Here is a 12,479-nt window from a genome sequence, read left to right on the forward strand (position 1 = left end):
GCCGAGAAAAAGAGCGGCTATCCGCTGCTCTTGCCACTGCCGGCCACCCCTGCCGCTATTTTTTGCCAGGACCCTTGGATTTTCCGGGATTGCTGGGATCGTGCTTGCCCGGATCATTTCCATGGCCGTTGTTGCCGTCATCTTTGTCGCCCCGCGGCGGGCTCGGCGGATCGGGCGTGCCCGGACCGGGTGGCGCCGGTGAGTTGCGCCGCTGCGGCCGCGCCGTATGCTCCTGCTGAATGGCAGCCGTAAGCCCGCAATTTCCGCCGATTGCGTCAAAGCCTCCCGAGAGCTGCTGATTGCCGGTCAGAAACGGCAATGCCCGCGAGGTCCCGAGTGTGGTGAGCACAGATCGATTGACCTTGACAACGTCGGTCATTGAGCCTGACGGCGTCGCGACCACACAATCGCAGCGCCGCTTCAGTTCCCTGCATCCGCCGCCGCTGCAGAATCGGGCCGACCCCTTCAGCAGCACGACGGCGGTTTTGCCGTTGGGCGCGATGTGGACATCGAATGCTGTTCCCCGCACGCCTATTGTGCCTGCGGGCGTCACAATCTGGTAGGCGGACGAAGGCGAGCTCCCGCTTATCCAGCGAAACGTTCCCTTGGCAGCGCGAATGGTGAGCTTCTTCACCGAATTATTATCGTTGAAGACGTATTTGTCGAGGACGACGGAAGAACCCCACCCCACCGCCAGCTTGGTGCCATCCCGGAACACGAATTGGCCAAGCCCGGTGTTGGATGTCCTGATACGTTCGTCCCGATGAACGGGTGCGCTGACCACCAGTGGTCCGGTTGCGCCGGTAACGGCAGTCTTGATCACGACTGCCCGGCCCACTGCTTCGGCGGCTATGGTCGGTGTCGCATTGATGAGATTCGCGGCAAGCGCGACAACTGCAGCCCACCTCAAGGACGGCATGGCATCCTCCCTGAAACGGCTTTATTAGCACATGCTTGAAAGGCTGTCCCCGCGGAGTCATACCTCAATTTGAGTAGAATATGGCTCTTTCGCTTGGGCGACGCTCGAAGGCACAATCGTCGACGTTAGGTCCTGCGCTTGGGTGGGCCGCGCGGGTTGCCCCCTCGCTCATCGGGTCGGAGGTGGGATAACGCCAATGCTGTTACTGAATTCGTCTGGCTGAGGGACAAGGCGATGTTCTGCGTGGGCGGCGCGAGAGCGCCCGCATCTGGGGCATCGATCATGGTTTGTGTCGGCGCGCTGTCTTTGAAGATCTTCAGCCCATTCTTGGGCAGTTTAGCCGCGTCGGCCACGAGGGAGGAGCGCCATCGCCCTGGCCGCTTTTCTGAAAGCAAGCAATCGGCCAGCCCGCGACCCGTCTCGATACAAGTGCATGTATCCGCCGTGATCTATCTGCAGCGCACGAGGCCGACAAGGCAAATAGGCTGGGCATCGCATCCAATGTGCATAGCAGCTGAGCAGACGCTGCTCAGCATATGAACCCTCTTGGGTAATATAATTTGAAAAAATTGCTCCCTCATGTTCAAAACAGGTCGATAGACCCGCGAGAAATGGGTTCGAATCCTGCGGGGGCCCGCGGTCCTCAGGCGAGAATTCTAAAGAGGTTCGACAATGACCCAGCACGTACAAGATGCTCGAATTCTCATGTACAGCCACGACACGTTCGGGCTCGGCCACTTGCAGCGCTGCCGCACGATCGCGCATTCCCTGGTCGAGGATTTCCACGGACTTCAGGTGCTTATCATTTCGGGCGCGCCTATCGCCGGCGCCTTCGACTACCGCGCCCGCGTCGACTTCGTGAAGATCCCGAGCGTCATCAAGTTGCGCAACGGCGAATACACCTCGCTGGAAAAGGATATCGATCTGCATGAGACGCTAAGAATGCGCCAGTCGATCATTCGCCACACAGCCGAGACGTTTCGGCCGGATATCTTCATCGTCGACAAGGAACCGCTCGGGCTGCGCGGTGAGATCGAGGACACGCTGTCCTACCTCAAGACGCGAGGCACTACGCTGGTGCTTGGCCTGCGCGAGGTGATGGATGCGCCGCATCTGCTGGAAGCAGAGTGGGAACGCAGGGATGTGATGCGCAAGATAGGCCTGTTCTACGACAAGGTCTGGGCCTACGGTCCGCCGGATTTTTACGATCCGTTGACCGGCCTGGATGTGCCGCCGGCTATCAGGGCAAAGATGAAGTTCGTCGGTTTCCTGCAACGGAGCCTGCAGAAGAACGAGTTGCCCGGCCACCGCCCCGAGGGCGACTATATCCTCGTTACGACCGGTGGCGGCGGCGACGGCGCCGATCTGATCCACAACGTTATCGATGCCTATCAGCAGGATCCGCAATTGCAGCATAGGGCGCTGATCGTGCTTGGGCCCTACATGCCGGCGCGCAAGCGCAACAAGTTTCTTAAGAAGGGGTCCAAAATCCCGTATATCAAGATCATCGAATTCGACAACCGCATGGAAGAGCTGATTGCGGGCGCCAAGGCGGTAGTGGCGATGGGCGGTTACAACACCTATTGCGAGATACTGTCCTTCGACAAGCCGGCGCTGATCGTGCCGCGCATCAAGCCGCGCGAGGAGCAACTGATCCGCGCACGGCGAGCAGCCGAACTCGGTCTCATCAAGATGCTTTCGCCGGAAGAAGCCGAGGATTCCCAGCGGTTTGCCGATACACTGAAGGTGCTGCCGGATCGGCCCCGCCCATCGCAGAGCAATCCGCATCTGAGGCTGGAAGGGCTGCCTCATATTTCCGCGATCGTCGCGGAACTGCTCGACAGGCGTGCCGGCCATCACCTTTCGGTCATTGAAGGCATCAACTGAGTTGCAACATCGCAAGATCGTCGTGGTTCTGAAGGGTTATCCGCGGCTGTCGGAAACCTTCATCGCGCAGGAACTGCTCGGGTTGGAGCGAGCGGGGTTCGACCTGATACTCGTCGCGCTGAGACGGCCGACCGACACAAAACGCCATCCGGTGCATAACGAGATCAAAGCGCCCGTCCATTATCTGCCGGAATATCTGCATGAAGAACCGATGCGGGTGGCTCGCTCGCTGTTTGCTTGTCTGCTGCGGCCAGGCTTCTGGCGCGCGTTCGGATCGCTGGCTGCCGACATCCCTCGCGACTTTACGCGCAATCGCGTACGCCGCTTCGGGCAAGCGCTCGTGTTGGCGGCCGAATGGCCGGAAGATGTGGGCTGGCTGCATGCGCATTTCGCGCACACACCGGCATCGGTGACACGCTATGCCAGCCAGCTTCGCGGTCTGCCCTGGAGCTGCTCGGCCCATGCCAAGGACATCTGGACTTCGCCTGACTGGGATCTCGCCGGCAAGCTTTCCTCGGCCCGCTGGACGGTCACTTGCACGAAAACCGGCTTCGACCGTCTGAAAAAACTCGCTAACGGCAACTCGTCTTTGCATCTGAGCTATCATGGGCTCGACCTTGATCGCTTCGGCAGCTTCCGCGAGGCGCGGAAACAGCATGACGGCTCGGCACCGGACGAACCGGTTATCGTTCTGAGTGTCGGGCGCGCCGTTGAAAAGAAAGGTTACGATACCTTGCTGGAGGCTCTTGCCCTCCTGCCTGGTGATTTGGCGTGGCGTTTCGAGCATATCGGCGGCGGCGAGGAACTGGAACGGCTCAAGGCGCTGGCGCAAAAGCTCGGCCTGGATGGTCGCGTCTCTTGGAGAGGCGCGCTTGCTCAGGAGGAGGTGCTTGAGCACTACCGCCGCGCCGACATCTTCGCCCTGGCCTGCAGGATCACCGCAAACGGCGACCGGGACGGTCTGCCGAACGTTCTGGTTGAGGCGGCCAGCCAGCGGCTTGCCTGCGTGTCGACCGATATTTCCGGCGTGCCGGAGCTTTTATCTGCGGATGAAACCGGGCTGCTGGTCCCGACAGAAAACCCAATTGCCCTGGCACAGGCGCTGGAGCGCCTTATCCGTGATCCCGTGCTGCGCGCCCGCCTCGGTGACGCTGCAGAGTGGCGCGTGCGCGCCAATTTCGATCATCTGACAAGCATTGGGCAGCTCAAGGAACTGTTCGAGCGGGAGTGGCGGGCCGCCGAATGAAGCGACTGCGCGCCTTCTTCTATGTCCAGCACCTCCTGGGTATCGGCCATCTTGCGCGCGCCAGCCGCATTGCGGCGGCTCTGGTCGATGACGGGTTTGACGTAACCGTGGTGACGGGCGGCGCGCCGATCGCGGGGTTTCCAGGATCGGGCGTCAAATCTGTATCTCTGCCTCCCGTCACCTCCGGCGATGAAGGATTTTCCGGACTTGTCGACCTGCAGGGCAAACCCATCGACGATGCTTTCAGGAGATGGCGTTCGGAGATGCTGTTGCAGGCCTATCGGGATTGCGGGCCCGATATCGTCATTGTCGAGGCGTTTCCATTTGGACGCCGGCAGATGCGTTTCGAACTCCTGCCGCTGATCGAGGCCATCGACGCGACATCACCCAGACCGCTGCTGGCGACGTCCGTCCGTGATATCCTTCAGGAGCGCGTCAAGCCGGGCCGAAACGAGGAAACGGTCGATCTCATCAACAGGCATTTCGACCTTGTCATGGTCCACGGCGATCCGGCTTTCGCGACCATCGACAAGACCTTTCCACTGGCTGGGGCGATCAGGGCCAAGGTTGCCTACACTGGGCTCGTTGCCGCGCCGCCACCGCCCGCGGTCTCCGAGCGCTTCGACGTTCTGGTGTCGGTTGGCGGCGGGGCTGCCGGAAAGAGCCTCGTCAGTGCCACTGTCGCAGCGGCGCGGAATGCCAACGGCGCTTGGAAATGGTGTTTGATCACCGGTCCCAACCTGCCGAAAGGCGATTTCGACGCGATCGCACGCGATGCCACGCCGGGCCTGTCCGTCTTCCGGTTCCGCGAGGATTTCGCCAGCCTGCTGACCGGCGCCCGCCTCTCGGTCTCGCAGGCGGGTTACAACACGGTCTGCGACGTGCTTCGCGCGGGTTGTCGCTCCCTACTCGTTCCATTTGCGGCGGGCGCGGAAACCGAACAGACGGTTCGCGCCCTGATGCTCGAAGAACTCGGTCTTGCAACGGTGCTGACGGAAAAGGACCTAACGCCTGAAGGTTTGGCGCGAGCGATCGAACAGGCGCTTGCTGGACCGAGGCCGTCCGCGCATCGTCTCGATCTGGAAGGCGCGCGTCGCTCGGCCCAAATCCTGCGCGAGCGACATCGAACATGGTCCCTGAAAACGGAACTCTAGCTAACGCGCGTCGCCCCGGTGAGATTCGCGCGACGTCGTTATTCGACAGCCGTCACGCTTCTTTCGAGCGAAATGCGTTAAACAGTTCCAATCAGCATGAAGCGCGTATAATTTTTGGTCGGCAGTTCGCCCGCGAACCGCACCTCTCGTAGCGCCGCCATTGCTTCGAAGGCTGCCAGTGAAGCCACGCAGTTGATGTGCGTCGGCTCGCTGAAATAATCGTTGGATTGCAGCAATACATTCGTGCCCCGCGGAAGCAGGGCAAGCCAGGCGCGCAGATCGACTATGTGTTCGCAGCTCGTATTGACCACCAAGTCGGGCTGCGCGGCCACATAGTCAACGGCGTACATATCTGCCGTCAGCGCCCGGAACCGGTCAACGGCATCCCGGTTGAGGGTCCGGGCGACCGGCGCGACTTCGGGATCGATATCGATGCTATCAATCGCCCCGATGTCGAAGCGAGCGTCGTTGAAAAGCATTGCCGGCAATACGCCGTACCATCCACCCAAAACCCATATGCGCCCGAACCGGCCGCCGCAGCTGTCGAACAGCCTGTCGCGCGCCCACATCTTGCAGGCGACCTGCTTGTGGTTGAAGGCGTTGGCGATATCGGCCTGCGGATGCTTGGCGATGACGCGCGCCAGCCCTGCCACGAGAGGGTGGTTGACATAGGCGGCAATTCCCCGCGTGAGGTCCAAGGCCTGTTCGTGCCCGTCCATGCCCGCATTGCGTGGTTGCGTGACATCCATCATACTCGTCTTGTAGGTTGGGATTTCGGGCGACACAACGCAATCTTGCCCCGGCAAGGCTGGTTGGTTCGCGGACGTTGATCATGCTGCACGCCGCTTCGCCATTGCCCCGTGCCGGAGAGGGGCTGTCGCATCAGTCCGGACCATCGGCGTTCATGCGCCAGCATCAGCAGCGCAGCTGTGGCGGCCGTTCGCCAAAACGCCACGGCAGCCGTCAATCGTTTGGCCAGCTGCTTTCTTCGCTAATCAACAATGCCCGTGTTGCGGTCATCGACCATGCGCCTGAACTGGATCGCGCCGCCTCGCAGCGTCCTTTCATCGTTGAGCGTAGGACAATCACGGTGCACTGTGGCTCGAAGCATGTCGTTGGCGACGAAGAAATTGCCGATACGCCATTAGCCAGCAGGTGCTTCTATGTCCTGCAGCCTTGCAATTGAACGGTCCACGGTCGGATGGAACCCAGTCTAGCCCGCTATATCTGGACGCACACCAAGAGGCAGCAGGTCTGGATATTGATGATCGTCGTGCTTTCGATGATCCCGTATTTCATATCCTTCGATCTGCCGAAGCTGATCGTCAACGGCCCCATCCAAGGTAAGGGTTTCGGAGAACCCGGCGCGACCCAGCCGTTCATGAGGCTGCACTATGACTTGCCGTTCATTGGTGAGGTGCAGTTCTTCTCCGGCTTTCAGCTCGACCGCACGGAGACGCTGTTTGCGCTGAGCATTGTTTTCCTTTTGCTAGTTATCATCAACGGCCTGTTCAAACTCTACATCAACACATACAAGGGCCGACTCGGCGAGCGCATGCTGCGGCGTATCCGTTTCGATCTGGTCGATCGCGTGCTGCGGTTTCCGCCGATTTACTTCAAACGCGTGAAATCCGCCGAAGTGGCGACCATGGTGAAGGACGAGGTGGAGCCGCTGGGTGGCTTCATCGGCGATGCCTTCCTGCAGCCTGTGCTGCTCGGCGGTCAGGCGCTGACGGCCATGCTGTTCATCATGGTGCAAAACTTCTGGCTCGGAACGATTGCGGTCGTGATCGTGGTGATCCAGATCGTCCTCATCCCGCGCATGCGGCGGCGCCTGATCGTGCTCGGGCGCGAACGGCAGTTGACCGCGCGCGCGCTCTCGGGCCGGGTCGGCGAAATCGTCGACGGCATCGGCGCGGTTCACGTCCACGACACATCAAACTACGAGCGCGCCGACATAGCTGCCCGGCTCGGCCTCATCTTCAAGATCCGCTTCGATCTTTACCAATGGAAATTCATGGTGAAGTTCCTCAACAATTTCCTGGCGCAGCTCACGCCCTTTCTGTTCTACATGATCGGTGGCTACCTGGTCATCCGGGGGCGGCTGGACGTCGGCCAGCTGGTGGCCGTGATCAGCGCCTACAAGGACCTGCCCGGACCGATGAAGGAACTGATCGACTGGGATCAGGCTCGCCAGGATGTCCAGGTCAAATACCAGCAGGTCGTTGAGCAATTCACCGTCGAGGGTCTCATCGCGCCGAGAATTGGGGCGTTGACGATCGATGCTCCCGGTCCGATGACCAACCCGCTGTCGGCGATCAATCTGTCCATAGCGGACGATGGCGGTGGAATGCTCCTCGACCGGATCTCGCTCCAGGTCAAGCCGGGTGAGACGGTGGCGCTGGTCAGCACCGCAACAGGTGGAGCGGAGGCGCTTGCGGAAGCCTTCGCGCGGCTGAACTGGCCGGACAGCGGAAAGATCGCTTCGGGCGCCGACGACCTGCTTGAACTTCCCGAAGCGGTGACCGGCCGGCGCATGTCCTACGCCTCGTCGGATGTTTTCCTGTTCCATGCAAGCCTCCGCGATAACCTGCTCTACGGGTTGAAGCATGCGCCGCTGACATCGGTGCCTTATGAGGGTGCTGCGGCAGACCAGCAGCGCTGGAACATTCACGAGGCGCGGCGGTCGGGCAATTCGGACCTCGATATCCGGAGCGACTGGATCGACTATGCTTCCGCCGGCGCCACCGGCCCGCACGACCTTTTTGAGGCGGTGCGCCGGGTGCTCGACGCGGTTCTTCTGTCGCGCGACATTCTGGATCTTGGCTTGCGCTCCTCGGCTGACCTGACGCGTCACACGGAACTCGCCAGGCGCATCGTCGAACTGCGTGCGGCGCTGCGAACCCGGCTGGAACAGGAAGGGCTGAGCGGACTGGTGGTTCCTTTCGAACCAGGCGCCTACAACAAGGAAGCATCGATCGGCCAAAACCTGCTCTTCGGCGCCGCCGCCGGCCCCGAACTGGCCGACAAGGCACTAGCGGCCAATCCCTATTTTGCGTCTGTGCTGAGGCAAGCCGGCCTCGACCGCACGCTTTTCGAGATGGGCATGGAGATCGCCGAACAGGCGATCGAGCTGTTTGCCGACCTGCCGCCCGATCACCAGTTCTTCCAGCAGCTCGCCTTCATGGGCGCCGAAGAGATACCCGCCTACGAAACCTTGTTGCAACGGCTCAAGAACCGGCCCTACGAGGCAGTTTCGGAGAACGATCGCGCCATGATCGTTACACTGAGCTTTGCCTATATCGAGCCCCGGCACCGCTTCGGTCTGCTGAGCGAGGATCTGATGAGCAAGATCGTCGCTGCACGCAACCGTTTCTATGAAACCCTGCCGTCCGAGCTGCAAAATGCGATCGAACGTTATGATCCTGCCAAATACATTGCCGCGGCCAGCGTCATGGATAATGTCCTGTTCGGGCGTGTGGGCAACAACCATCCCGACGCGCCGGATCGCATACGCTCGATCGTCTATGACATTCTCGACGAACTGGGGCTTTATGCCGAACTTCTGGATGTTGGCCTGGACTTCAACGTCGGCGCCGGCGGCAGGCGGCTGACCGCTGGACAGCGGCAGAAGCTCGACGTTGCCCGGGCCCTGCTCAAGCGTCCCGATTTTCTCATTCTCAACCGGCCGCTGTCGGCGCTCGACCAGCGTGCGCAGGACAAGGTGCTGCGAAACGTGCTCGACGAAGCCAGGTGCGACGGCCATTCGCCGGCAATTGTGTGGGTCGTGACGAATCCGGCAATGGGGATGATGTTCGACCGCGTTATCGTCTTCGACTCGGGTAAATTGGTGGAAGACGGAACGCTCGAGACACTTTTGGCAGGGAAGGGTATCTTCAAGGAACTGCTGTCTTAGATCAACGGGCATTGAGATGGGATCGTTCTGTCGGTGGGAATTGGCTGCAAGGCCTCGGGATACGGCGCCTGGCAAACGCGAATTTTGAGAAGGTTTGCGACAATGCTGCTCAAGGATGAAGTTGGAATGCTGCAACGCGTTCCCTTGTTCTCCGGCATCGAACCGACAAAGCTCAAGCTGCTTGCGTTCACATCCGATCGTGTGAGCTACAGCGCCGGCCAGATCCTTTTCCGGCAGGGCGACGAGGGAGACGCCGCCTATGTCATCCTTTCAGGCAGTGCGGATGTTCTGGTCGATTCCGACAGCGGGCCGATAAAAGTTGCCGAACTGGCGCCAAATTCGATCGTTGGCGAGATCGCCATCTTGTGCAACAGCTCCCGTACTGCCACCGTCAGAGCGGCAAGTCCGCTGGAAGCCTTGAAAATCAGCAAGGATCATTTCCTGAGGCTTATGAAGGAGTTCCCAGAGATGACCATCGAGATATTGCGGGTTCTTGCCGATCGTCTAAGCCATACGACCGCGGACCTGATCGACGCACGAAACGCCTAGCAGCAGTTGTTTGGCCACGACGGGCGAAGGAGCAGCATGGATTTCCTGGTCAGGTTTTGGGGCGTGCGGGGCAGCATTTCGGTATCGGGACCAGAATTCTCTCGCTATGGCGGCAACACGAGCTGCATTGAGATGCGATGCGGCAAGCATACCCTTCTGTTCGATGCCGGCTCTGGCCTAGGGCTTGCCGGCAGAGCGTTTCGGGCCTCGGGCGTGACCGATTTCGAGCTGTTTTTCACCCATTGCCATTACGATCACATCATCGGGCTGCCAGCCTTCAAACCGATCTATGACCGGAGCGTCAAGGTCAGGCTTTGGTCTGGCCATCTTGCAGGACGCATGACGACCCGTCAGATGGTCGATGAATTCATGCGGCCGCCGTGGTTTCCGGCCAAGCTCGACATCTGCAAGGCAAGCATCGACTGCCGCGATTTCGTATCCGGAGACGTTCTAAGGCCGCGCGAAGGAGTGGTCGTCCGGACCGGCAGTCTCAACCATCCGGGAGGCTGCATAGGCTACCGCGTCGAATGGGGCGGCCGCATCGTGGCGGTGATCACAGACACTGAGCACGAGCCGGGTAAGCTGGATCAGGCGGTGCTCGACCTGATCGAAGACGCCGACCTCGTCATCTACGATTGCACCTATACCGAGGACGAAATGGAAGACCGCCGTGGCAACGGGCACTCGACATGGCAGCAGGGCGTCAAACTCTGTGAGGCAGCCGGTGCCCGAGGGCTTGGGCTGTTCCACCACGATCCGACACGCACCGACGAGCAATTGGACGAGATCGAAAAACTGGCCAAAGCCAGGTTTGCCGGCGCTTTTGCCGCGCGGGACGGCCAGACGCTCAAATTTCCAGTCTCATTGCACAAAAAGCGCTGAGCTATTTTGCTCTATCTTATTGTTTTGACGCCATTCCGGACGGAAAACCGCTCACACTTTTCCTGGAATTGCTCTACCGCCGCCACGCTCGATCAATGTCCTGATCGGAAGCCATGCGCAGGCTTCAGTCTGTGCGGCGACTGTGAACAGCCGTTCGAGAAAAAGCCAGGCCGGTTCATCGTGTACGAGATGGTGGGTGAGCAGGCCGACCGGTTCGCCACCGTCGAATGCATGCCGCAATTGCGCAATGATGGCCTGAACCAAGGGCCCATGATCGCGACAGCCGCGCGTGCCATGCCAATCGATGATGTCGACATTGCTGTTGATGACCGGCACTGGGGCCGGCTTCGGCGGCCCAAAGACCGACAATGCCGCAAATCCTACCGATCCAAGCTGCGATACCAAGCCGGCGTCGATTCTGTTCCAGGGTGGCACCAGCATCGGAACGGCACGCGCGCCGTGCAGCCCGGTTAGGCGCGACAGCCCGCGAGCCATATCATCGAGCACCGCCTGGCGTGGCCGATGGGCGCCGAGTTCCTGCTTTTTCTGGTCCTCCGGCGCATAGTTTCGGTGCGCCCAGCCATGGATGGCGACGGAGGCATGCGGCGCCTCGTCAAGCCGGACGACAAGCCTCTCGTCGGTCAGCGCCGGAATGACGGCCAGAGTGAGCGGAACCTCGAATGCACGGGTGAGGTCCAGCAGCCGATCAAGCGCAGCCGTCGGATCCACAGCGTCGTCGTCGCGCAACCAGAACTCCGCCTTGCGGTCCGCCCGTCGCCAGCACGCCAGTTCTTCCACCAAGGGCTGCCAGATCTGATCGAATGTCATGCAACCGCGATCTTCGCAAGAAGTTCGGAAAGACGCGCCGCTGCAGTACCGAGAGAGCGTTTTTCGAGGATGAAACGTCTGGCGTTGCCGGCCATGGCGGTTCTTTCGTCGCCACGGACCAGAAGCCTTTCAATGGCAGACGTGAACGCCGCCACATCGCCCGGCGGAGTGAGAAATCCGGTCTGGCCATCCCGCACGACCTCCGGCACGCCGGCGATGTCCTGCGCCACCACCGGAAGCCCGGCGGCCTGTGCTTCAAGATAGGCAACGCCATAAGCTTCGCCGCAACCCGGCCAGACGTAAATCCCTCCACTGTAGAGGACATCCGGCACGGCGGCTGGCTCGATCGCGCCAAGCCATTCGATCCGGTCGGCGGGAAGGCCGGCGAATTGCGCTTTGACCTCGTCACGGGCAGGCCCGTCTCCGACGACCGACATGGTCCAGGGCAGGTGGCCGATCGGAGCGAGGGCTTGCGCGAGCATGCGATAGCTATCGACCTTGTCGCCCGGTCGCATCATGGCGACTGTAACGAGACGCGTCGGACAACCACGCGCCGGCAGTTCCCGGAATACCGATGTGTCGATGAAGGGCGAAAGCATGCCGAAAACGGCGTCTGGAAGAGCGTCTGTCAGTCCCCGACGATCCCTTTGCGTGAAGCAGATGTTCAGCGCCGCCTGTTCGACGGCTAGCGCCACCAAGGCTTGCATATCGGCCCAAAAACCGACGTTGCGCCGCTTCGAATAGGAGGCTTCCGCGGTCACATAGGGGATGGCAAAGGCCGACGCCAGCTCGGGCCCGATCAGGTCGGGCGCCTTGTAATAGAGATGATAGGAGAACCAGAGGTCGGGCTTGCCGTCACGCTGCCAAAGCTCTGTCAGCCGCGCGACTTCCTCTCGGGCTTCGACCTTGAGCGCATCGAAACTTTTCGACTCCGGTTCGCGTAGATAGAAGCGCAATTCGGATGCCAGATCGACGCGATGCCCTCCATGCTCAAGCGCCTTGATCAACATCCGTGCCATCTGACGGTCGCCAGAGGCAACGGCATGATTGGGCGACTTCAGCGGCGCGTAGAAGGCAATTCGCATCGCCGGAGCCTAT

11 protein-coding genes are annotated in these 12,479 nt (G+C 60.7%); 7 read left to right on the forward strand and 4 right to left on the reverse strand.

Annotated features, from left to right (window positions below; all coding sequences use genetic code 11):
- Window positions 1-55: 55 nt before the first annotated feature.
- Window positions 56-919, reverse strand: coding sequence for a FecR domain-containing protein (locus tag P9217_RS15170; protein WP_278087179.1), 864 nt, complete (start codon window positions 917-919; stop codon window positions 56-58).
- Window positions 920-1,591: 672 nt separating this feature from the next.
- Between P9217_RS15170 and P9217_RS15175 the strand changes: the two genes are divergently transcribed.
- Genes P9217_RS15175 through P9217_RS15185 form a run of 3 tightly spaced genes read left to right on the forward strand, consistent with a single transcriptional unit; the run spans window position 1,592 to window position 5,206 of the window.
- Complete coding sequence (locus P9217_RS15175; RefSeq protein WP_095823336.1) at window positions 1,592-2,806, forward strand: glycosyltransferase family protein; 1,215 nt, start codon at window positions 1,592-1,594, stop codon at window positions 2,804-2,806.
- 1 nt (window position 2,807) lies between these two features.
- On the forward strand, window positions 2,808-4,052 hold the full coding sequence (locus P9217_RS15180) for a glycosyltransferase family 4 protein (RefSeq protein WP_095826628.1): 1,245 nt from the start codon (window positions 2,808-2,810) through the stop codon (window positions 4,050-4,052).
- Window positions 4,049-5,206 carry a glycosyltransferase family protein gene (locus P9217_RS15185; RefSeq protein WP_278087180.1) on the forward strand — a complete coding sequence of 386 codons (1,158 nt, stop codon included), beginning with the start codon at window positions 4,049-4,051 and terminating at the stop codon, window positions 5,204-5,206. The genes P9217_RS15180 and P9217_RS15185 overlap by 4 nt, the downstream gene beginning before the upstream one ends.
- 77 nt (window positions 5,207-5,283) lie before the next feature.
- Here the strand turns inward: P9217_RS15185 and P9217_RS15190 are convergent, their stop codons facing one another.
- Window positions 5,284-5,955, reverse strand: a complete 672-nt coding sequence (locus P9217_RS15190) for a class I SAM-dependent methyltransferase (RefSeq protein WP_278087400.1) — start codon at window positions 5,953-5,955, stop codon at window positions 5,284-5,286.
- Between the two features lie 83 nt (window positions 5,956-6,038).
- Here P9217_RS15190 and P9217_RS15195 point away from each other — a divergent pair, with 83 nt between their 5' ends.
- The 4 genes from P9217_RS15195 (at window position 6,039) to P9217_RS15210 (ending at window position 10,553) form a co-directional block, all read left to right on the forward strand.
- A complete protein-coding gene (locus tag P9217_RS15195) occupies window positions 6,039-6,392 on the forward strand; it encodes a hypothetical protein (protein ID WP_278087181.1) in 354 nt (117 codons plus the stop codon).
- A gap of 15 nt (window positions 6,393-6,407) precedes the next feature.
- Window positions 6,408-9,122, forward strand: coding sequence for an ABC transporter ATP-binding protein (locus P9217_RS15200; protein WP_278087182.1), 2,715 nt, complete (start codon window positions 6,408-6,410; stop codon window positions 9,120-9,122).
- 102 nt (window positions 9,123-9,224) lie between these two features.
- Window positions 9,225-9,671 (forward strand): cyclic nucleotide-binding domain-containing protein, encoded by a 447-nt coding sequence (locus P9217_RS15205; protein ID WP_067326300.1) that lies wholly within the window; start codon window positions 9,225-9,227, stop codon window positions 9,669-9,671.
- 36 nt (window positions 9,672-9,707) lie between these two features.
- The gene (locus P9217_RS15210) at window positions 9,708-10,553 is read left to right on the forward strand and encodes an MBL fold metallo-hydrolase (protein ID WP_278087183.1); all 846 of its coding nucleotides are present in this window, start codon (window positions 9,708-9,710) and stop codon (window positions 10,551-10,553) included.
- A gap of 51 nt (window positions 10,554-10,604) precedes the next feature.
- On the opposite strand, the gene P9217_RS15215 is transcribed toward P9217_RS15210, so the two are convergent.
- Both P9217_RS15215 and P9217_RS15220 read right to left on the reverse strand, forming a co-directional pair.
- A complete protein-coding gene (locus P9217_RS15215) occupies window positions 10,605-11,381 on the reverse strand; it encodes a polysaccharide deacetylase family protein (RefSeq protein WP_127323806.1) in 777 nt (258 codons plus the stop codon).
- Entirely contained in the window at window positions 11,378-12,466 is a 1,089-nt protein-coding gene (locus P9217_RS15220; RefSeq protein ID WP_278087184.1) for a glycosyltransferase family 4 protein, read from the reverse strand. Before P9217_RS15220 ends, P9217_RS15215 begins: the two co-directional genes overlap by 4 nt.
- Between the last annotated feature and the right edge of the window lie 13 nt (window positions 12,467-12,479).

Source organism: Mesorhizobium sp. WSM4989 (assembly GCF_029625795.1).
In the GTDB taxonomy this organism is placed as follows: Bacteria; Pseudomonadota; Alphaproteobacteria; order Rhizobiales; family Rhizobiaceae; genus Mesorhizobium.

Bases quoted from the DNA above. Each gene is read 5' to 3' on its own strand.
- P9217_RS15170 (WP_278087179.1), bottom strand. From the start codon at position 919: ATGCCGTCCTTGAGGTGGGCTGCAGTTGTCGCGCTTGCCGCGAATCTC.
- P9217_RS15175 (WP_095823336.1), top strand. From the start codon at position 1,592: ATGACCCAGCACGTACAAGATGCTCGAATTCTCATGTACAGCCACGAC.
- P9217_RS15185 (WP_278087180.1), top strand. From the start codon at position 4,049: ATGAAGCGACTGCGCGCCTTCTTCTATGTCCAGCACCTCCTGGGTATC.
- P9217_RS15190 (WP_278087400.1), bottom strand. From the start codon at position 5,955: ATGGATGTCACGCAACCACGCAATGCGGGCATGGACGGGCACGAACAG.
- P9217_RS15195 (WP_278087181.1), top strand. From the start codon at position 6,039: ATGCTGCACGCCGCTTCGCCATTGCCCCGTGCCGGAGAGGGGCTGTCG.
- P9217_RS15200 (WP_278087182.1), top strand. From the start codon at position 6,408: ATGGAACCCAGTCTAGCCCGCTATATCTGGACGCACACCAAGAGGCAG.
- P9217_RS15205 (WP_067326300.1), top strand. From the start codon at position 9,225: ATGCTGCTCAAGGATGAAGTTGGAATGCTGCAACGCGTTCCCTTGTTC.
- P9217_RS15210 (WP_278087183.1), top strand. From the start codon at position 9,708: ATGGATTTCCTGGTCAGGTTTTGGGGCGTGCGGGGCAGCATTTCGGTA.
- P9217_RS15215 (WP_127323806.1), bottom strand. From the start codon at position 11,381: ATGACATTCGATCAGATCTGGCAGCCCTTGGTGGAAGAACTGGCGTGC.
- P9217_RS15220 (WP_278087184.1), bottom strand. From the start codon at position 12,466: ATGCGAATTGCCTTCTACGCGCCGCTGAAGTCGCCCAATCATGCCGTT.